The following is a 20,365-nucleotide window of genomic DNA, read 5'->3' on the forward strand; positions in this document are numbered from 1 at the left end:
TCGATCTTCTCCTGCGAAAGCAGGGGGTCAGGGCCACAGGCGTCGTCGTTCGTAACTTTGGACCCCTGCTTTCGCAGGGGAACAAGTGCGGAGTCCGTCATGCTCGCTGACAAGGATCGCATCTTCACCAACCTCTATGGTTATCAGCCGTGGCAGCTGAGCGCCGCGCTGAAGCGCGGGGCGTGGGACAATACCAAAAAGCTGCTCGAACAGGGCCAGGACTCGATCATCGAAAAGGTGAAGGCGTCGGGCCTGCGCGGACGCGGCGGGGCGGGGTTCCCGACGGGGATGAAGTGGAGCTTCATGCCCAAGAATCCGACGCCGGAGCGGCCGAGCTTCCTGGTCATCAACGCCGACGAATCCGAGCCGGGTTCGTGCAAGGACCGCGAGATCATCCGCCACGATCCGCATCTGCTGCTCGAAGGCGCGCTGGTCGCGGGCTTCGCGATGCGCGCGCGGGCGGCGTACATCTACATTCGCGGCGAATATATCCGTGAGGCCGAGACGCTGTTCGCGGCGATCGAGGAAGCCTATGCCAAGGGGCTGCTGGGCAAGAATGCCTGCGGCTCCGGCTATGATTTCGACGTGTTCTGCCATCGCGGCGCGGGCGCCTATATCTGCGGCGAAGAAACCGCGATGATCGAAAGCCTGGAGGGCAAGAAGGGCCAGCCGCGCCTGAAGCCGCCCTTTCCGGCGGGCGCGGGTCTGTATGGCTGTCCGACGACGGTCAACAATGTCGAATCGATCGCGGTGGTGCCGACGATCCTGCGGCGCGGGGCGGACTGGTTCGCCAGTTTCGGCGCGGAGAATAATCGCGGCACCAAACTGTTCCAGATCAGCGGGCATGTCGAAAAACCGTGCGTGGTCGAGGAAGCGATGAGCATCCCGTTCCGTGAGCTGATCGAAAAGCATTGCGGCGGCATTCGCGGCGGCTGGGACAACCTCCTCGCGGTGATCCCGGGCGGATCGTCGGTGCCGCTGGTGCCGGCGGCGCAGATCATGGACTGCCCGATGGACTTTGACGGGCTGAAGGCGCTGGGCAGCGGCCTTGGCACGGCGGCGGTCATCGTCATGGATAAATCCACCGATATCGTTCAGGCGATCAGCCGGATCAGCTATTTCTACAAGCATGAAAGCTGCGGCCAATGCACCCCGTGCCGCGAAGGCACCGGGTGGATGTGGCGGGTGATGGAGCGGCTGCGCACCGGCGACGCCGACATTTCCGAGATCGACACGCTCTACAACGTCACCAAGCAGGTCGAGGGCCATACGATCTGCGCGCTGGGCGACGCGGCGGCCTGGCCGATCCAGGGCCTGATCCGCCATTTCCGCCCCGAGATGGAACGCCGCATCCTGGAGAAACAGGGCGGCGGCGAAGCCCCGATGCAGGAGGCGGCGGAGTGAGGATCGGCGGCGCCATTCTCCTGCTGCTGGCGGGTGCGGTCGCGCCGGTCGCGACGGCCAGCCAGACGCCGCGCGAGGCGGCGGACGCGCGCTACGTCATGCGCGATTATGCGAAATGCGCGGTGAAGCGTGAGCATGATCTGGCACGCGCATTCGTGCTGATGCCGACGGACAAGCGGCTGACCGACAAGGATTATGCGCGGCTGGCGGATGGCGATTGTCTGGGCCTGCGCGGCGGGCAGCTGAAGATGCGGCACGAGCTGTTTCGCGGCGCGCTGGCGGAGGAATTGCTGGCGACCGATTTCAAGGGGCCGCCGGTGATCGATCCGGGCAAGATCGCGCCGCTGGTCTGGCCAGAGCCCGTACCGCCGTCCGCAAACGATCCGGCGACCGGCAAGCCGTTGCCCGCCGATGCCGCCGCGTCGTTGCAGACCGCTTATGAGCGCGCGCTGGCCGACCGCTATGCCAATCAGATCGGCGAATGCGTGATCCGGATCGACCCCGCCGGTGCGCGGGCGGTACTGGGTACCGGCGTCGACAAGCCCGAGGAACTGGAGGCGCTCAAGACGCTGGCGCCGAATATCGGCCGCTGCGTGGTGAAGGGTCAGACGCTGCGCTTTACCCGGACGACCCTGCGCAACGGGATCGCCATCGCCTATTATCGGATGGCGAGCGCGGAACAGGTGGCGGGATGAAGGCGCTGTTCGCCTTGATGCTGATCGCCGGCGTCGCGTCGGCGGCCGAACCGCAAGAGCCGGGGGGCTTCACGCCCTCACCGCCGCCATCGGATTCGAACCAGTTCGACGGGCGCGCGCCGACGCGCCGAAAAGACCCCGAACGACTGAGCGATGCCGAGGCAAGAAAGATGGTGCAGGCTTATGCGGCCTGCACGATGCGCGGATCCGTGCGCGAAGTCCGCGCCTATCTGGCTACCTTTCCGATGAGCGCGCCGGCCGGCAAGCTCGGCCAGGCGCTCGCGCGGTTCAAATGCGCGCGGGTCGACCGGATGTATTTCACCGATGGGACCTTTCGCGGTATCTTTTACGAGGCGCTGTATCGGCGCGATTTCTCCTCAAAATGGCCGTCCGATTTCAGCGCGGTACCCCCGATCGACTATGGCAAGGGGGTCGGGGTTGAGACCGTGTCGGATCCGGGGGCGTTGATCGGGCTGCGCCGGTTCGCCGACTGCGTCGTTCGAACCGACCCTGGGGGCGCCCGAACATTTGTGATGTCGGCCATTGCCGAGCCTGGCGAGCGCAACGCAGTGCAAGCATTGATCCCGACGATGCAGAAATGCGTGATCAAGGATCGCGAGCTGAAGTTCAGCCCGTCGATGGCACGCGCGCTCGTCGCCGAGGCGCTCTATCGATTGTCCGAGAAAGCGACGGAGGTGCAATCATGATGATGCTTCTGATGTCTTCGCTGGCGCTCGCCGCGTCGGCGCCCGCCAGCCCGGCGGGATGCGTGCTGGAAAAGGATTCGGCAGGTTCGCGCGCGCTGATGAAGGCGGCGCCCGGATCGGCCGAACTGGCCGCCGCCGCGACGGGCGCCGCGCCCGTGCTGATCGCCTGTGGCGCGCCGCGATCGGGTCCGTCGCTCGACGCGATGATCGCCGACATGGCCGAACTGACGCTGCGCACCGATTATGCGCAATATCCGTTCGACAAGCTGCCCGATCCCGCGTTCACGCCGGCCCAGGCCGAAGGGCTGCGGCGTGAAACCGCGGGCTGGCCCACCGCCGATGCGGTCGGCCGGTGCATCGTCGCGCGCGACGTGAAGGCGGCGGTCCGCTTCGTTCGCGCGCGCCCGGCGAGCGGCAGCGAGGGCAAGGCGCTGGCGGCGATCACGCCGCTGATCCCGGGTTGCGTCGATGCCGGCGCTTCCTTTACCGCCAGCCGCGCGGACCTGCGCAACGGCGTTGCCCGCGCGCTTTATCGCGACGTCCTCAGTCTCATTCCGGAAATCTGGCCCTCCTGACATGCCCAAGCTGACCGTAGACGGTATCGAAGTCGAAGTTCCCGCCGGCGCCACCGTGCTCCAGGCGTGCGAAGCCGCGGGCAAGGAAATCCCGCGCTTCTGCTATCACGAACGGCTGTCGATCGCCGGCAATTGCCGGATGTGCCTGGTCGAGGTGAAGCCCGGGCCGCCCAAGCCACAGGCGAGCTGTGCGCTGCCCGCCGGCGACGGACAGGAGGTGCGCACCGACAGCGCGATGGTGAAGGCCGCGCGCGAAGGCGTGATGGAATTCCTGCTGATCAACCACCCGCTCGACTGCCCGATCTGTGACCAGGGTGGCGAGTGCGACCTTCAGGACCAGTCGATCGCGTACGGGCGCGGCCACAGCCGCTATACCGAGAACAAGCGCGCGGTGACCGAGAAATATATGGGTCCCATCGTCAAGACGGTGATGACCCGCTGCATCCAATGCACCCGCTGCGTCCGCTTCGCCGAAGAGGTGGCCGGGGTCGAGGAAATCGGCGCGATCTATCGCGGCGAGAATATGCAGATCACCAGCTATCTGGAACAGGCGGTGACGTCCGAACTGTCGGGCAATGTCGTCGATCTGTGTCCGGTCGGGGCGCTTACGGCCAAGCCCTATGCGTTCGAAGCGCGGCCGTGGGAGCTGAAGAAGACGCTGGCGATCGACGTGATGGACGCGGTCGGCACCAACATCCGGATCGACAGCCGCGGACGCGGCGTGCTGCGCGTGCTGCCGCGCATCAACGAGGATGTGAACGAGGAATGGGCGCACGACAAGACGCGCCATCATGTCGATGGCCTGTCGCACCGGCGGCTGGATCGCCCCTATGTCCGCCGCGACGGCAAGCTGGTCGAGGCAAGCTGGGACGAGGCGTTCGAGGCGATCGCGGTTGCCGCCAGGGGCGCGGGCGGCAAGGTCGCGGCGATCCATGGCGACCTGACCGATTGCGAGACAATCTTCGCCGCCAGAAAGCTGGTGGAGGCGTTCGGCTCCGACTTGCTCGAAGGCCGTCAGACCGGCATGGATTATGACGTTACCAGCCTGTCGGCGGTGAATTTCAACACCACCATCGCCGGTGCCGAGACGGCCGACGCGATCCTGCTGGTCGGCACCAATTTGCGCTGGGAAGCGCCGCTGGTGAACACCCGCGTGCGCAAGGCGATCAAGCGCGGGGCAAAGGTGTTCGCGATCGGCCCGCAGGTCGATCTGACGTACAAGGTCGAATGGCTGGGCAACGATCTGTCGCTGCTGGGCAAGCTGCCCAAGGCGGCGGCCGAGGCGTTCAAGGACGCGGCACGGCCGATGGTGATCGTCGGCGGCGCGGCGCTGAAGGGTGGCCACGGCGCCAGCCTTGCGCTTGCCAAGAAGCTGAATCTGGTGCGTGACAACTGGAACGGCTTCAACGTGATGCACATGGCGGCGAGCCGGATGGGCGGCCTGATGCTGGGCTTCGCGTGCAAGGGCGGCATCGCCGACATCGTCGCGGCGGGGCCAAAGCTCACCTTCTTCCTTGGCGCGGACGAGGTGGATTTCACGAAGTTTTCCAATAGCTTCAACGTCTATATCGGCCATCACGGCGACAAGGGCGCGCATGCGGCGGACGTGATCCTGCCCGGCGCCAGCTATGCCGAAAAGGCCGGAACCTACGTCAACCTGGAAGGACGCGTGCAGCGCGGCGACAAGGCGGTGTTCGCGCCCGGCGACGCGCGCGAGGACTGGACGATCCTGCGCGCCCTGTCCGAAAAGCTGGGCAAGACGCTGCCATTTGACAGCTTTGACCAGCTGCGCGCCGCGATGTTCGCCGAAGTGCCGGCGCTCGCCGAAGAGGGGCTGGCCAGCTTTGACTGGAATCCGCCGTCGCTCGACGCGAAGGGACAGGGAGAGGTGGGCTACCCGATCGCCGACTTCTACCTGACCAACGCCATCTGCCGCGCGTCGCCGACGATGCAGCGGTGCTCGGCCGAACTGATCCACGGCCAGGATTTCGCGGAGGCCGCGGAATGACCGTCAACCATCCCGGTACTCCTGCCTTCGCAGGAGCACATAGGTGCTGCCAATGACCGCCTTCTTCCAATCGTTCGGCATGATGTATGAGTGGGCGTGGTTCCTCTCGACGATCATCGGCATCCTGCTGATCGCCCTGCCGCTGATGCTCGCCGTGGCGATGATCATCTATGCCGACCGCAAGATCTGGGCGGCGATGGCGTTGCGGCGCGGGCCGAACGTCGTCGGGCCGTTGGGGCTGCTGCAATCGTTCGCCGATGGTCTGAAGGTCATGCTTCAGGAAACGATCATCCCGTCCAGCGCGAACAAGGGGCTGTTCCTGCTGGCGCCGATCATCACCTTCACCGTCGCGTTGATCGTGTGGGCGGTGGTGCCGTTCCAGGCGGGGGTGGTGCTCTCGAACATCAATGTCGGGCTGCTCTACATCCTCGCGGCGTCGAGCCTTGGCGTGTACGGCGTCATCCTCGCCGGCTGGTCATCCAACTCCAAATATCCCTTCTACTCGGCGATCCGCGCGGCGGCGCAGATGGTGAGCTACGAAGTGTCGATCGGCTTCGTGCTGATCGCGGTCGTGCTGTGGGCGGGCAGCTTCAACCTGTCGGTGATCGTCGACAAGCAGCAGGGGCATGTGCTCGGCCTGCTCAACGGTTTCGGCTTCAACCCGCTGCTGTTCCCGATGGCGGTGGTGTTCCTGATCTCCTCGCTCGCCGAGACGCAGCGTGCGCCGTTCGACCTGACCGAGGCGGAGAGCGAGCTGGTCGCGGGGTATCAGACCGAATATTCGTCGATGGCGTTCGCGCTCTACTGGCTGGGCGAATATGCCAACGTCATCCTGATGTGTACGCTCAACGCGACGCTGTTCTGGGGCGGGTATCTGCCGCCGCTCGACATTCCGATCCTGTATGCGGTGCCGGGCATCATCTGGCTGTTCGCCAAGATCCTGTTCTTCTTCTTCGTGTTCAGCTGGGTGAAGGCGACCGTGCCGCGCTATCGCTACGACCAGCTGATGCGGCTGGGCTGGAAGATCTTCCTGCCGCTGTCGCTGATCTTCGTGTTCGCGATTTCGGGCTGGCTGATGGTTCAGCGGGTGGGGCTGCCGGTATGATCGCGCTCATGCTCCTAATGGCCGCGCAGGACGTGCAACCGCCTGTCTCTCCCGGGGCAGGCCGGGCTTTTCCTGCCGCGCGACTGATGTGCGGCGTCACCACGCCCGACAACGTGACGTTTACCGTGGCGATCAAGGCGAAGGCCGATAGCGCGACGCTGAAATCGTCGCGCGAGGATTTGTTTCCGTCGGGTGGCTTCACCGTCGCGCCTGCGCTGATCACGCGCAGGTCGGGCGGAGATGCGGTCGATTATCGCGTCTCCCTTTCCAGCGATCGACCGACTGGCAGATTTTCGCTGGGCATGAACGTCGAGGGCGGCGTCGTCACCAAAAGCTGGCTGCGCATGATGCCGCCCGGTCCCTTTCGCAGCGACCGCTCCCGCGAACTGGGATCGGCGCGGTGTACTGCAGAGAAAAAGTCATGAGCGTCGCCCAACTCGTCCGTTCGTTCACGCTGTGGGAGTTCGTGAAGGCGCATGCCCTCACGCTGAAGTATTTCTTCAAGCCCAAGGCGACGATCAACTATCCGTATGAGAAGAACCCGCTGTCGCCGCGCTTTCGGGGCGAGCATGCGCTGCGCCGCTATCCCAATGGCGAGGAACGCTGCATCGCGTGCAAGCTGTGCGAGGCGATCTGCCCGGCGCTGGCGATCACGATCGAGGCCGAACCGCGTGACGACGGCAGCCGCCGCACCACGCGTTACGACATCGACATGACCAAGTGCATCTATTGCGGGCTGTGCCAGGAGGCATGCCCGGTGGATGCGATCGTCGAGGGGCCGAATTTCGAGTTCGCGACCGAAACGCGTGAGGAGCTGATCTACCACAAGGACAAGCTGCTCGCGAATGGCGACCGGTGGGAGCGCGCGATCGCCGCGAACCTTGCCGCCGACGCACCCTATCGTTAAGCGCGCGGCACCAGAGGGGCATTCGATTCCGTGATTCAAGCAATCGCCTTTTACCTGTTCGCCGCGGTGGTCATCCTGTCCGCCGCGATGACGATCACCGCGCGCAATCCCGTTCATTCGGTGCTGTGGCTGATCCTCGCCTTCTTCAACGCCGCCGGCCTGATGGTGCTGGCGGGGGCGGAGTTCATCGCGATGCTGCTCGTCATCGTCTATGTCGGCGCGGTCGCGGTGCTGTTCCTGTTCGTGGTGATGATGCTCGACATTGATTTCGCCGAATTGCGCGCCGGCTTCGTGCGCTATGCGATGTTCGGGCTGGCGATCGCGATCGCACTGGCGGCGGAGATCGTGATCGGCACGGCCGCGTGGAGCGCGGGCGGGGTGAACCTGGCCGGGCGCGTCGCGCCGACCGATGCCGACACCGCGCTGGGCCAGCTGCCGAACATCCAGGCGATGGGGATGCTGCTCTATTCGCGGTATCTGTACGTGTTCGAGGCGGCGGGCTTTGTCCTGCTGGTCGCGATGGTCGGCGCGATCGTGCTGACCCACCGCCAGCGGGGGGGCGTGATGAAACAGAATGTCTGGCGCCAGGTCAGCCGCCGGTCGGAGGATGCGATCCGCAAGGTCGATCAGCCGGTCGGACAGGGGGTGGAACTGTGATTCGCATGCAGATCCGTCATGCCGGACCTGTTCCGGCATCCACCGGGCCGCTGGGCGCCGTTGGTGAGGTCATCGCGGAACCCTTGAGGCTTGGCCGGGTTGCGCGGTGGACCCCGGAACAAGCCCGGGGTGACGAAGAAATGGAAGGGGTTGGAGCATGATCTCCCTGACCCACTATCTCGTCGTCAGCGCGGTCCTGTTCACCATGGGCGTGCTCGGCATCTTCCTGAACCGCAAGAACCTGATCGTCATCCTGATGGCGATCGAGTTGATCCTGCTCAGCGTGAACCTCAACCTCGTCGCGTTCAGCGCGGCGCTGCACGACCTGGTCGGGCAGATTTTCGCGATGTTCGTGCTGACCGTCGCTGCGGGTGAGGCGGCGATCGGCCTTGCCATTCTGGTCATCTATTTCCGCGGCCGCGGCACGATCTCGGTCGACGACGTCAATCGGATGAAGGGCTGATGTCTGCGATCCATTTCATCGTATTCCTGCCGCTGCTCGCCGCGGCGGTGGCCGGGTTCAGCAACCGTGCGTTCGGGACGACGCTGCCAAAGCTGGTGACGACCGGCGCGCTGTTCATCGCCGCCGGGCTGAGCTGGCCGATCTTCATCAGCTATATGAACGGCACCGCCGAACCGCAGGTGGCACAGGTCTTCACCTGGATGCGTTCGGGCGATCTGGACGTCAGCTGGGGCCTGCGGGTCGATGCGCTGACCGCCGTCATGCTGGTCGTGGTGACCAGCGTCTCCAGCCTCGTCCACCTCTACAGCTGGTCGTATATGGCGGAGGACCCGGATCAGCCGCGCTTCTTCGCGTACTTGTCGCTGTTCACCTTCGCCATGCTGATGCTGGTGACCGCGAACAATCTGCTTCAGATGTTTTTCGGCTGGGAAGGCGTCGGCCTGGCATCCTATCTGCTGATCGGTTTCTGGTTCAAGAAGCCCAGCGCCAACGCCGCCGCGATCAAGGCGTTCGTGGTCAACCGCGTCGGCGATCTGGGCTTCATGCTCGGCATCTTCGGCGTGTTCCTGGTGTTTCAGACGATCTCGATCCCCGACATCCTGGCCGCCGCGCCGGGGATGAAGGGCAGCACGATCGGATTTCTGGGTCACCGCGTCGATACGCTGACCGTGCTGTGCCTGCTGCTGTTCATCGGTGCGATGGGCAAATCCGCGCAGCTGGGCCTGCACACCTGGTTGCCCGACGCGATGGAGGGGCCGACCCCGGTGTCGGCGCTGATCCACGCCGCGACGATGGTGACGGCGGGCGTGTTCATGGTGTGCCGCCTGTCGCCGCTGTTCGAACAGGCGCCGATCGCACTGGGCTTCGTCACCTTCATCGGTGCGGCGACATGCCTGTTCGCGGCGACGGTCGGCACGACCCAGACCGATATCAAGCGCGTGATCGCCTATTCGACCTGCTCGCAGCTCGGCTACATGTTCTTTGCGGCCGGCGTCGGCATGTACGGCGCCGCCATGTTCCACCTGTTCACCCACGCCTTCTTCAAGGCGCTGCTGTTCCTGGGCGCGGGCAGCGTGATCCACGCGATGCATCACGAGCAGGACATGCGCTATTATGGGGGCTTAAGGAAACATATCCCGGTCACCTTCTGGACGATGATGGCGGGGACGCTGGCGATCACCGGGGTCGGCATCTACTGGCTGCACGCCGGGTTCGCGGGCTTCCATTCGAAGGACGCGATCCTGGAGGCGGCGTGGGCCGCCGGCGGTGGCGGGCAGGGCGCCTTTTGGGTCGGCGTGGTCGCCGCGCTGCTGACCAGTTTCTACAGCTGGCGGCTGATGTTCCTGACCTTCTGGGGCAAGCCGCGCTGGACGCAGTCGGAGCATATCCAGCACGCGCTCCACGACGCGCACGACCATGGCCGGCACCATGAGGACCCGGCGGCCGAGGATGCGGGCCATGCGCCCGATCCGCACGCGCCCGGCGCGCACGAAATCGACCATGCCGCCCATGGCGACGGCACCGGCGGATATCATCCGCACGAAAGCCCGTTGCCGATGATGATCCCGCTGCTGGTGCTGAGCCTGGGCGCGGTGTTCGCGGGCTTCGCGTTCAACAAATTCTTCGTTCAGCCGGACAGCGGCGAAATCTTCTGGAAGGGCGCGGTCGCGTTCAACGAACATCTCGCGCATGCGATGCATGAGGTGCCGATTTGGGTGAAGCTGGCGGCGAGCGTCGTGATGCTGCTCGGCCTGTTCAGCGCATGGACCGCCTATATCTGGAAGCCGGGCATCCCCGCCGCCTTCACCGGCACGTTCGGGCTGCTGTACAAATTCCTGCTGAACAAGTGGTATTTCGACGAGCTGTACAACGCGCTGTTCGTCCGCCCCGCCTTCTGGCTGGGCCGCGTCTTCTGGAAGAAGGGCGACGAGGGGACGATCGACCGGTTCGGCCCCAATGGGTCGGCCGCCGTGGTGCGGCTGGGCAGCGTGGTCGCCGCGAGATTCCAGTCCGGATATGTCTATAGCTATGCGTTCGTCATGCTGATCGGCCTGACCGCAGCCGTTACCTGGGTGATCACGCGATGAGCGGCATTCTCTCCATCATGCTGGTCGTCCCGCTCGCCGCGGCGCTGGCCTGCCTGTTCGTGAACGCGAACACCGCCCGCTGGATCGCGCTGGGTGCGACGCTGGTCGATCTGGTGCTGGGCGGCGTGCTGTGGGCGAATTTCGAGATCGGCGGGCCGCAATGGCAATTTGTCGAATATACCCCGATCTTCGGTCGCTTCGCCTGGGCGCTGGGCATTGACGGCTTTGCGCTGCTGCTGATCCTGCTCAGCGTGTTCCTGATGCCGATCTGTATCGGCGCGAGCTGGCAGGCGATCACGACGCGCGTCCAGGAATATATGGCCGCGTTCCTGATCACCGAAGTGTTGATGATCGGCACCTTCGCGGCACAGGACCTGTTCCTGTTCTACGTCTTCTTCGAGGCCGGCCTGATCCCGATGTTCCTGATCATCGGCATCTGGGGCGGCGCGAACCGCATCTACGCCAGCTATAAATTCTTCCTGTACACGCTGCTCGGGTCGGTGCTGATGCTGATCGCGATGATGTACATGGCGAGCACCGCCGGTACGACGTCGATCCCCGAACTGATGACGCATGATTTCCCGGCGCACGTCCAGACATGGCTGTGGCTCGCCTTCTTCGCTTCGTTCGCGGTGAAGATGCCGATGTGGCCGGTTCATACCTGGCTTCCCGATGCGCACGTTCAGGCGCCGACGGCGGGTTCGGTCATCCTGGCCGGCGTGCTGCTGAAACTGGGCGGCTATGGCTTTCTGCGCTTCTCGCTGCCGATGTTTCCCGAAGCGTCGGCGCAGCTGATCTGGCTCGTCTTTGGCCTGTCCTGCGTGGCGGTGGTCGTCACCAGCCTGATCGCGCTGGTGCAGAACGACATGAAGAAGCTGATCGCCTATTCGTCGGTCGCGCACATGGCGATCGTGACGATCGGCCTGTTCACCTTCAACCGGCAGGGGATCGAGGGTGCGATGATGGTGATGCTGGGCCACGGCCTGGTATCCGGCGCGTTGTTCCTGTGCGTGGGCGTGATCTACGATCGGCTGCATACCCGCGAGATCGACCGTTATGGCGGCCTGGCGGTGAACATGCCGAAATACGCCGTGCTGTTCATGCTCTTCACCATGGCCTCGGTCGGCCTGCCGGGGACGAGCAACTTCGTCGGCGAATTCCTGGCGCTGATGGGCAGCTATCAGGTATCGACCTGGACCACGCTGATCGCCACCACCGGCATCATCCTGGGCGCGGCTTACATGCTGTACCTGTATCGCCGCGTGGTGTTTGGCGATCTGGTCAAGGACGATGTCAGGGCGATGCCGGACCTCAGCAAGCGCGAGATCGCGCTGCTCGCCCCGATCGCGGCGGTGGTGCTGTGGATGGGCGTGTATCCCGAGAGTTTCCTGGCGCCGATGCGCGGCGATGTCGCGACGTTGCTTGCGCGGATCGAGCGCGCCCGGCCCGCCGGTGACAGCCGGCCGGCCCCCGCCACCCCAATGGCCGCAAAGGCCGAACCCCGGCATGCCGAGCATGGAGCGGCCCACTGATGAGTTACGCCGCACAACTTTCGATGGTCCTGCCCGAAATCGTCCTGTCGCTGGGCGGGCTGGCGCTGCTGATGGTCGCCGCCTGGGGTGGCCAGGCGGTTTCGCGCGCGGTCAGCTGGGTGGCGGTCGCGGTGCTCGCCGGCGCCGGCGTGGCGCTGATCGGCCCGGCTTCGGCGGGCGGCACCGCGTTCGACGGCCTGTATCGCGCCGATCTGTTCGCCGCCTTTGCCAAGGTGCTGATCTTCTTTTCAGCAGCTGTATCGATCGTGGTCGCCCCGCGTTTCTTCGCGCGGACCAGCGGCGAGGATCTGCGCCCCGAATATCCGATCCTGATCCTGTTCGCCGCGGCGGGCATGGGGATGATGGTATCGGCGAACGATCTGCTGACGCTGTATGTCGGCCTCGAGCTTCAGAGCCTCGCCGCCTATGTTCTCGCCAGCTTCATGCGGCGCGACGTGCGTTCGGCCGAGGCGGGGCTGAAATACTTCATCCTCGGTTCGCTCGCCTCCGGCATCCTGCTCTATGGCATCAGCCTGGTTTACGGGTTCAGCGGCACCACCGTCTTCACCGATATCGCCGCCGCCTATGCGGCAGGGCGCGGGACCGGCCTGTTGTTCGGCCTGGTCTTCGTGTTTGCGGGCCTGGCCTTCAAGATGTCGGCGGTGCCGTTCCACATGTGGACCCCCGACGTGTACGAAGGCGCGCCGACGCCGGTCACGACCTTCTTCGCCAGCGCGCCGAAGGTGGCGGCGGTGGCGCTGGCGGTGCGCGTCGCGATCGAGGCGATGGGACCGGTCACCAGCGACTGGCGGCAGATCGTGATCTTCGCCTCGCTCGCATCGATCATACTGGGTGCCGTCGCGGCGATCGGGCAGACGAATATCAAACGGCTGCTGGCCTATTCGTCGATCAACAATGTCGGCTTTGCGCTGATCGGCCTTGCCGCCGGCACGGCGGAGGGCGTGGCCGGCGTGCTGACCTATATGACGATCTACATCGTCATGACGCTGGGCAGCTTCCTCGTCGTGCTCCAGATGCGCGACGAAGCGGGGCAGCCGGTCGAAACGATCGTCAGCCTGTCGGGCCTTTCGCGTACGCGCCCCGCGCTGGCGGCGGCGCTGGCGATCTTTATGTTCAGCCTTGCGGGGATCCCGCCGCTGTTCGGTTTCTGGGCGAAATTCGCGGTGTTCGACGCGGCGGTGAAGGCCGGTCTGTTCCCGCTCGCGGCGATCGGCATCGCGGCGTCGGTGATCGGCGCCTTTTACTATCTCAAGGTCGTGAAGACGATGTATTTCGACGATCCAGCCCCTGAATTCGGTCGCGACGGCAACGCGCTGGAGGGTGGCCTGATCGCCGCCGCCGCCCTGTTCGTCTCCCCGCTCGGCTATCTGCTGATCCCGGTGCTGGGCGCATGGTCGATGGCGGCGGCGCGGGCGCTGTTCTGATCGACCTGATCCGCGCGGTCGGAGAAACCGGCTCCACCAATGCCGACATGCTGGCGCTCGCGGCGACGGGCGCGGTCGAGGGAAGCTGGCTGCGTGCCGATCGCCAGACTGCGGGCAAAGGGCGACAGGGGCGGGCATGGCAATCGCCGCCAGGCAATCTGTACGCCAGCACGCTCGTCCGGCTGCGCCCGGCGGATCCTGTCGCCGCGACGCTGGCGCTGGTCACGGTGGTCGCGCTGGAGGCGACGGTCGCCACCTTTCTCCCCGCCGGTGCGACGATCAAATGGCCCAACGACCTGTTGATCGACCGCGCGAAGCTGTCTGGGGTGCTGCTCGAACGGATGGGCGACGTGGTGGTGATCGGCATCGGGGTCAATCTGGCGCATGCGCCAGATCTGCCCGACCGGCCGGCGACGAGCCTGCGCGCCCGGGGTGTCGATGTCGCGCCGGGCATGTTCCTTGACGTTCTGGCCGATGGCTTTGCCCGCTGGCTTGCGCGCTGGCGCGGCGAGGGACTCGAACCGGTCCGCCGGCGCTGGCTGGAACGCGCGCACCCGGTCGGCACCGCGTTGTCCGTCCGTATGCCCGATGGCGAGCGGATCGACGGCCTGTTCGACGGCCTCGACCCCGGCGGAGCGCTCAACCTGCGCTTGGCCAATGGCGCGCGCCGTGTCATTCACGCGGCCGACGTCTTCCTGATCTAGCCAGAGGCAATCGCATGCTGCTCGCCATCGACGCCGGCAATACCAATGTCGTCTTCGCACTCGTCGAAACCGGTGCCGGCCGGCGCGAGGTGAAGGCACGATGGCGGATTGCGACCGATCCCCGGCGCACCGCCGACGAATATGCGGTGTGGCTCAGCCAGCTGCTCGCGCTGGAGGGCTATGAGCGCGATGCCGTCAGCGGCGTGATCATCGGCACTGTCGTGCCGCGCGCGCTTCACAATCTGGAGGTGCTGTCGCAGAAATATTTCGGCGTCGATCCGCTGGTAGCCGGTCGCGATGGCTGGCCCGTCGCGCTGGATGTGGAAGAGCCCGGCAGCGTCGGCGCCGATCGCGCGCTGAACATCATCGCCGCGCACGCCAATCACCCCGGCGATCTGATCATCATCGACTTCGGAACCGCCGCCACCTTCGACGTCGCCGACTATACCGGCGCGTACAAGGGCGGGATCATCGCCCCGGGCATCAACCTGTCGCTCGATGCGCTGGTCACCGCCGCGGCCAAGCTGCCGCGCATCGCGATCGAGGCGCCGAAGGGCAATCTGTCGGTCATCGGCCGCAACACCGTCGATCAGATGCACATCGGCATCTATTGGGGATATATCGCGATGATCGAAGGGCTGGTCGCGCGGATGAAGGCGGAAATCGGTCGGCCGGTCAAGGTGATCGCGACCGGCGGGCTGGCGACGCTGTTCGAAAAACACACCGGCGTGTTCGACACGATCGAGCCGGACCTGACGATCCAGGGGCTGGCGATGCTGTGGGAACAGCGCGGGGCGTGAGCGCCCGCCCCCCGGAACCCGCCCCCCGGAACCCGCCCTTGTGCCGGGGGACACTTGTCCTTACGCGTTTCGGATCGAGCGTCTTTGCATAGCGCCTGCCGCGCTGTGGACCCTGGAAGCTGTCCGGGGTGACGATGACAGCGGAATATGAAAGACCAGATGACCCCCGGTAACGAACTTCTATTTCTCGCCCTTGGCGGTTCGGGCGAGATCGGCATGAACGTCAATCTCTATGGCTGTCAGGGCAAATGGCTGATGGTCGATTGCGGTGTGATCTTCGGCAATCCGGACTATCCGGGCATCGATCTGATGCTGCCCGATCTCCAGTTCATCGAGGAGCGGCTGGACGACCTTCTCGGCATCGTGCTGACGCATGGGCATGAGGATCATATCGGCGCGTTGCCCTATCTCGCCGGCGATCTGGGCGTGCCGCTCTATGCGACGCCGTTCACCGCCGGCCTCATCCGCGGAAAGCTGGAGGAGGAGGGGATCGAGGACCAGGTCGAGTTGAATGTGGTCAGGGATGACGAGACGTTCGCCCTCGGGCCGTTTCGCATGCGCTACCTGCCGCTGGCGCATTCGATTCCAGAGGGCAATGCGGTTCTGATCGACACGCCCCATGGCCGCATTTTCCATACCGGTGACTGGAAGCTGGACGAGGCGCCGCTGCTCGGTGCGCCCTCCACCGCTGAAGAGCTGACCGCGATCGGCGATGCAGGCGTGCTCGCGCTGGTCTGCGATTCGACCAATGTCTTCAACGCGCAGGCGTCGGGTTCGGAATCGGCGGTGCGCGAGGGGCTGGACGCGGTGATCGGCGCGGCGAAGGGCAGGGTGCTTGTCACCACCTTCGCATCCAATGCCGCGCGGCTCCAGACGCTGGGCGAGGTTGCCCGGGATACCGGACGCGCGATGTGCGTCGCCGGTCGCTCGCTGGACCGTATCCTGCGCGTCGCCAGGGCCACGGGCTATCTGCGTCATTTCCCCGAAACGGTCGATTTCGATACCGCCATGACGCTGCCGCGCGACAAGGTGATGATCGTCGCCACGGGCGGGCAGGGCGAACCGCGCGCGGCGCTGTCGCGCATTGCCGAGGGAACGCACCCGCTGAAGCTGGACGCCGGCGATACCGTCGTGTTTTCGTCAAAGCAGATTCCCGGCAACGAAATGGCGATCGGCCGCATCATGAATGCGCTGGCCACCAAGGGGGTCGAGATGATCACCGACCGGCAGGCGTTCGTCCACGTTTCGGGCCATCCCGGACGGCCGGAACTGGCCGCCATGTATGGATGGATCCGGCCGGAGATGCTGGTGCCGGTGCATGGCGAGATGCGGCATATGGCCGAACAGGCGCGGTTCGGCCTGGGCGAAGGCATCCCCCGGGCAGTGGTTCAGGTGAACGGCGATATCGTTCGCCTGGCCCCGAACGGGCCGGAAAAGATCGGTTTCGCCCCGGCCGGCCGGCTTGTCCTGGATGGCGACGTGATTCTGCCGGCGGATGGATCGACGATCAACGAGCGCCGCAAGCTGGGTCTGTATGGCCAGATGTCGGTTGCGGTCGCGCTGGACGCGCGGGGACGATTGGCGGGAGACCCGCAGGTGCGCATCCAGGGCGTCCCGGTCGAGGAGGAGCGGGAGCCGTTTCTGGAGGAGGCCGCCGCCGCCGCCGCAAAGGCCGCCCGCGAAGGGGGCGATCGTGAAAAGATGCGTGAGGCGATCCGCCTTGCCACGCGGCGCGTCGCGGTCAAATGGACCGGCAAGAAGCCGATCGTCGATGTGATGTTGATCGAGGTCTGACGATGAACTGGTACAGCATTTTCGCGATCTATTTCCTCTTCTGGTTTCTCGCGCTGTTCCTGGTGCTGCCCTTTTCGGCGCGGACGAGCGTGGAGGCGGGCGAGGAACTGGTCCCCGGCCAGGCGGAAAGCGCGCCGCAGCATTTTCCGGCAGGCCGGATCGCGTTACGCACGACGATCGTCTCCGCCGCGCTGTTCGCGCTGTTCTATCTCAATTATATATTCGGCTGGGTGACCCCGGAAATGCTCGATTATTGGGGTTGATCGGAGGCGGTTCGGCGTTCGAGGAAGCGGTTGAACGCCGTCGCCTCGTAACCACCAAAGGCAGGGCAGGGGATGAAGCCGTGCCGCGCGTACAGGCGATGCGCCGCGTCAAAGGCCGCACCGGTGCCGGTTTCCAGTTTGAGCGCAGTATAGCCGCGCCGTGCCGCGATCTCGACGATCCGGGCGAGTATCGCCGCGCCGACGCCCCGGCCCCGGGCCGCGTCGGCGGTGCGCATCGACTTGATCTCGCCGGTTCGCGGATCGAGCTGCTTGAGCGCGCCGACGCCGAGCAGCGTGCCACCGTCCCAGGCGGACAGGAAGGTGATGTCGGGTGTCTTCAGCCCCGAGAGATCGAGGAAATGGCAGGAGCCGGGCGGCGAATTGGCGCGCATGGCGCGCGCATGCTGGTCGAGCCGCGCGATCACCTGCGGATCGTCAAGGCCGCCGTCGCGGATGATCATCGCTTTACGCTGAACCCGTATCGCCCGGCAACGGCACGGCCGGACCGATCGACAAGAGGGGTGAACGCAATGGTGCGCAGGCGTTGGCAGATGCGCAGGTCGATCAGGTCGATCCGCGTCGCGCCCATCAGGGTGCAGGCGGTGACCCGGCCGGCGGAATCGATGGCCAGGCCGCCGCTCACGCCGGTGATCTGCGCCGGGACGTCGGGTTCGTTCAACCCGATCGCGGCGGCGTCGATCGGCCGTTGCGGCCGTGGCTCGGCGCGCGCGAGCACCGGCACCGGGGCGCCCGTCCATTTTTTCGGCGCGTCCTCGACCACCGCAAAGCGATAGCGGACGACGCGCGTCAGCGTGTCGCCCACGCGCTCGCCCCGCCAGTCGAGCGCGGGGCTATGGCGCAGGTGCCGCATCAGATGGGGGCAGACATGCGCGTCGAACGCGGCGTTGCCACTCGCACGGATGACCGCGCATGCGCCGGGCGTACCCGCCCTGTCGATCGCAAGTCGGACACGCAGTTCCACCGGTTCCTCATCGCCGCGGGCGGGCGCGGGAAATGCGCCCGACTGGAGCGAAGACGGGGCCGCGTCATAGTCCGCCCGCCGCACAAGATCGGGTTTCGGGTCGAGCAAACCCTCGCCATAGGTGCTGAACCGCGCTTCACGCCGGGTGCCATCGGCCATCGCGAACGGCTGGCCGAATATCGGCGCGGTTACCGCCTGCATCAGCGCGAACAGCGCGGCAAGCATCTCAGATCTCGTCGATCATGTCCGCGAGCGTGTCGAGACACGCATGGGCGAGTTGCTTGCACCGCTCGGGCGACCAGCCGAATTCGGTGTCGGGACTGGGATCATGGTCCTTGAACGGCATTTCCAGCGTCATCGACACCGCGCCGAACCGCTCCGCAAGCTGGTTGGTGGACATCGACAGATTGGCCTGGCCCGGCTTCGACTTCTCATATCCCTGTTCGAGCTGGAACAGCGGCGTCGCGGCGGCGAGGCGCCGCCCATAGGCGTAGTATTTCGCGCCCAGTTCGTCGGTCCAGCCCGGAATCCCCTCAAACCCGGCGAGGAAATTCGCCGGAATCGCTTCGTCGCCATGGACGTCCATCGCGAAATCGACGCCGGTTTCGTCCATCGCGGCGCGGACCAGAAACACTTCCGGGCTCTTCTCCATCGTCGGCGCATGCCATTCGCGGTTGAGGTTCACCCCCGCCGCATTGGTGCGCAGATGGCCACGGAAGCTGCCGTCCGGGTTCATGTTCGGCACGACATGGACGGTCGCCTTGTCGCGCAGCGTGCGCGCCGTGGCGTCCGCCGGGTCGGTCAGCTTCTCCAGCGCACCCTCGGCCCACCATTCGGCCATCGATTCGCCCGGGTGCTGACGCGCATAGATCCACACCTGCTTCGGTCCGCTGCCCATCGTCAGCAGGTCCATCGCGCGACCATCGAGCGTGACGCCGAGTTCGCGATGCGACACCCCCGGGCGCGCCGCCATGCGCGCGATCAAACGCTGGTGCCGCTCCTGCGAATAGGGGGCGAAATAGGCGAACCAGGCGACGTCGGAGGCAAAGTGATGGGTAAAGCTGAATACGCCATCGTCATAGTCCCCGTCGGTCAGCCGCCATGCCTCACGATCGACGCTGACGCGCGCGCGATAGCCGGGCCAGCCGAACGCATAGGCGGCGTTGCCGGCATTGACGATGCGGAAGGTGATCGTGCGGCCGCGCGCGCCGGCGACGCGAAAGTGGAACCACTGGTAGAAATCGGACTGGTGATCGGGGACGATTTCCAGATCGACGGAATCGCCGTCGATCCGGACCGGACGGATATTGCCGCTGTCGAAGGCGGCGTTGATGTGAATGCTCATTTCACCGTGATAGTGATGCCGGACTGGCCCGGAAACCCCTTGAACAGCGCCATGGCGAGCCGGCTGGCGGTCGGGTCGGGCTGGGCGCCCGCCTGTCCGCCGATCGCCTCGGTTACCGCCCGCCCTTCCCAGATGACCGTGTTGTCGCCGCGCCGGCGCATCTGAACGGCAAGTTCGGTGCCATAGACGGTGCGGGTCTTGCTGCCGATGCCGACGCTCGCGCCGCCGCCCAGGCCGACGCCGCCGCCATAGCTGCCCCCGCCCAGCCCGATCGTGAGCGGCGGGCGGGTGCGGATCTGCCCCTTTTCCGTCCGGCGGAAGGCGACGGTCGCGAGATAGTCCGTCTTTTGCCCGGCCGGGGCGGGGGTGAAGTTCATTCGGGCAAGCTCCGACGCCACGGCATCGGCATATAGCTGATATTCCGGCCCCATCGCTTCACCCGGTACGCCCTCGATCGCGATCGTACCGGCCGGGATCGGTTGAGAGAGGTGATAGCGCGTGGCATCGACGGGCGCGGCGCGCCCGCCGCCCATCGTCGTGCAGGCGCTGGTGAGTGCCGCAACTGCGGCGATGGCGATCAGGGCGGGGGTCTTCATCGCTTCATCCTCCTGCCGTCCGGACGGGTCGGCCTAACTGCTTCAACATCGTTACGGGGGCGTAGGTTCCCCGCGACGCACGCCTTGACTTGCCGGCCACGCACCTATAGGCGGGCGCCTCTTTTCCGGCACACCAAACAGACGAGAAACCGAGACCGATCATGAAGATCGTGAACAGCCTGAAGTCGCTCAAGGGGCGGCACCGTGACAATCGCGTGATCCGCCGCCGTGGACGCGTGTACGTAATCAACAAGACGCAGCGGCGCTTCAAGGCCCGTCAGGGCTGACCTGCACGC

Annotated in this window: 22 protein-coding genes; 18 read left to right on the top strand and 4 right to left on the bottom strand. The window is 65.6% G+C overall.

The annotated features are described in order from the left end of the window. Nucleotides 1-99: 99 nt before the first annotated feature. The 17 genes from nuoF (at nt 100) to KF783_RS08655 (ending at nt 17,146) form a co-directional block, all read left to right on the top strand. A complete protein-coding gene (gene nuoF / locus KF783_RS08575) occupies nt 100-1,404 on the top strand; it encodes an NADH-quinone oxidoreductase subunit NuoF (RefSeq protein ID WP_294078247.1) in 1,305 nt (434 codons plus the stop codon). Beyond that, nucleotides 1,401-2,099 carry a hypothetical protein gene (locus tag KF783_RS08580; RefSeq protein ID WP_294078249.1) on the top strand — a complete coding sequence of 233 codons (699 nt, stop codon included), beginning with the start codon at nt 1,401-1,403 and terminating at the stop codon, nt 2,097-2,099. Before nuoF ends, KF783_RS08580 begins: the two co-directional genes overlap by 4 nt. Then, complete coding sequence (locus KF783_RS08585; protein WP_294078251.1) at nt 2,096-2,806, top strand: hypothetical protein; 711 nt, start codon at nt 2,096-2,098, stop codon at nt 2,804-2,806. Before KF783_RS08580 ends, KF783_RS08585 begins: the two co-directional genes overlap by 4 nt. Beyond that, a complete protein-coding gene (locus KF783_RS08590) occupies nt 2,803-3,381 on the top strand; it encodes a hypothetical protein (RefSeq protein ID WP_294078252.1) in 579 nt (192 codons plus the stop codon). Before KF783_RS08585 ends, KF783_RS08590 begins: the two co-directional genes overlap by 4 nt. Nucleotide 3,382: 1 nt before the next feature. Continuing rightward, a complete protein-coding gene (gene nuoG / locus KF783_RS08595; RefSeq protein WP_294078254.1) occupies nt 3,383-5,389 on the top strand; it encodes an NADH-quinone oxidoreductase subunit NuoG in 2,007 nt (668 codons plus the stop codon). A gap of 52 nt (nt 5,390-5,441) precedes the next feature. Further along, nucleotides 5,442-6,494, top strand: coding sequence for an NADH-quinone oxidoreductase subunit NuoH (gene nuoH, locus KF783_RS08600; RefSeq protein WP_294078256.1), 1,053 nt, complete (start codon nt 5,442-5,444; stop codon nt 6,492-6,494). Beyond that, nucleotides 6,491-6,919 carry a hypothetical protein gene (locus KF783_RS08605; RefSeq protein ID WP_294078257.1) on the top strand — a complete coding sequence of 143 codons (429 nt, stop codon included), beginning with the start codon at nt 6,491-6,493 and terminating at the stop codon, nt 6,917-6,919. Before nuoH ends, KF783_RS08605 begins: the two co-directional genes overlap by 4 nt. Next, on the top strand, nt 6,916-7,401 hold the full coding sequence (gene nuoI / locus KF783_RS08610) for an NADH-quinone oxidoreductase subunit NuoI (RefSeq protein WP_294078259.1): 486 nt from the start codon (nt 6,916-6,918) through the stop codon (nt 7,399-7,401). The genes KF783_RS08605 and nuoI overlap by 4 nt, the downstream gene beginning before the upstream one ends. A 30-nt stretch (nt 7,402-7,431) precedes the next feature. Further along, the gene (locus tag KF783_RS08615) at nt 7,432-8,058 is read left to right on the top strand and encodes an NADH-quinone oxidoreductase subunit J (RefSeq protein WP_294078261.1); all 627 of its coding nucleotides are present in this window, start codon (nt 7,432-7,434) and stop codon (nt 8,056-8,058) included. Between the two features lie 157 nt (nt 8,059-8,215). Continuing rightward, nucleotides 8,216-8,521 carry an NADH-quinone oxidoreductase subunit NuoK gene (gene nuoK / locus KF783_RS08620; RefSeq protein WP_294078262.1) on the top strand — a complete coding sequence of 102 codons (306 nt, stop codon included), beginning with the start codon at nt 8,216-8,218 and terminating at the stop codon, nt 8,519-8,521. After that, complete coding sequence (nuoL, locus tag KF783_RS08625) at nt 8,521-10,608, top strand: NADH-quinone oxidoreductase subunit L (RefSeq protein WP_294078263.1); 2,088 nt, start codon at nt 8,521-8,523, stop codon at nt 10,606-10,608. Before nuoK ends, nuoL begins: the two co-directional genes overlap by 1 nt. Further along, entirely contained in the window at nt 10,605-12,140 is a 1,536-nt protein-coding gene (locus KF783_RS08630; protein WP_294078264.1) for an NADH-quinone oxidoreductase subunit M, read from the top strand. The genes nuoL and KF783_RS08630 overlap by 4 nt, the downstream gene beginning before the upstream one ends. Next, nucleotides 12,140-13,585 carry an NADH-quinone oxidoreductase subunit NuoN gene (gene nuoN / locus KF783_RS08635; RefSeq protein WP_294078266.1) on the top strand — a complete coding sequence of 482 codons (1,446 nt, stop codon included), beginning with the start codon at nt 12,140-12,142 and terminating at the stop codon, nt 13,583-13,585. Before KF783_RS08630 ends, nuoN begins: the two co-directional genes overlap by 1 nt. Next, the gene (locus KF783_RS08640) at nt 13,552-14,289 is read left to right on the top strand and encodes a biotin--[acetyl-CoA-carboxylase] ligase (protein WP_294078267.1); all 738 of its coding nucleotides are present in this window, start codon (nt 13,552-13,554) and stop codon (nt 14,287-14,289) included. Before nuoN ends, KF783_RS08640 begins: the two co-directional genes overlap by 34 nt. Nucleotides 14,290-14,303: 14 nt before the next feature. Continuing rightward, on the top strand, nt 14,304-15,089 hold the full coding sequence (locus KF783_RS08645; RefSeq protein ID WP_294078269.1) for a type III pantothenate kinase: 786 nt from the start codon (nt 14,304-14,306) through the stop codon (nt 15,087-15,089). Nucleotides 15,090-15,248: 159 nt separating this feature from the next. After that, the gene (locus KF783_RS08650) at nt 15,249-16,883 is read left to right on the top strand and encodes a ribonuclease J (RefSeq protein WP_294078270.1); all 1,635 of its coding nucleotides are present in this window, start codon (nt 15,249-15,251) and stop codon (nt 16,881-16,883) included. 2 nt (nt 16,884-16,885) lie between these two features. Continuing rightward, the gene (locus tag KF783_RS08655) at nt 16,886-17,146 is read left to right on the top strand and encodes a DUF1467 family protein (RefSeq protein ID WP_294078272.1); all 261 of its coding nucleotides are present in this window, start codon (nt 16,886-16,888) and stop codon (nt 17,144-17,146) included. Here the strand turns inward: KF783_RS08655 and KF783_RS08660 are convergent. The 4 genes from KF783_RS08660 to KF783_RS08675 are packed head-to-tail and all read right to left on the bottom strand — an operon-like array spanning nt 17,134 to nt 20,069. Next, a complete protein-coding gene (locus KF783_RS08660; protein ID WP_294078273.1) occupies nt 17,134-17,607 on the bottom strand; it encodes a GNAT family N-acetyltransferase in 474 nt (157 codons plus the stop codon). The two genes, KF783_RS08655 and KF783_RS08660, sit on opposite strands and share 13 nt — an antisense overlap. Further along, entirely contained in the window at nt 17,604-18,353 is a 750-nt protein-coding gene (locus tag KF783_RS08665; protein WP_294078275.1) for a hypothetical protein, read from the bottom strand. The genes KF783_RS08660 and KF783_RS08665 overlap by 4 nt, the downstream gene beginning before the upstream one ends. Nucleotide 18,354: 1 nt before the next feature. Then, nucleotides 18,355-19,473, bottom strand: a complete 1,119-nt coding sequence (locus KF783_RS08670) for a M14-type cytosolic carboxypeptidase (RefSeq protein ID WP_294078277.1) — start codon at nt 19,471-19,473, stop codon at nt 18,355-18,357. Then, entirely contained in the window at nt 19,470-20,069 is a 600-nt protein-coding gene (locus tag KF783_RS08675; protein WP_294078278.1) for a DUF4136 domain-containing protein, read from the bottom strand. The genes KF783_RS08670 and KF783_RS08675 overlap by 4 nt, the downstream gene beginning before the upstream one ends. A 161-nt stretch (nt 20,070-20,230) precedes the next feature. On the opposite strand from KF783_RS08675, the gene ykgO reads away from it, so the two are divergent. Further along, a complete protein-coding gene (gene ykgO, locus KF783_RS08680) occupies nt 20,231-20,356 on the top strand; it encodes a type B 50S ribosomal protein L36 (RefSeq protein WP_066575973.1) in 126 nt (41 codons plus the stop codon). Nucleotides 20,357-20,365 lie beyond the last annotated feature (9 nt).

Source organism: Sphingomonas sp. (assembly GCF_019635455.1).
Taxonomy (GTDB): Bacteria; Pseudomonadota; Alphaproteobacteria; order Sphingomonadales; family Sphingomonadaceae; genus Sphingomonas.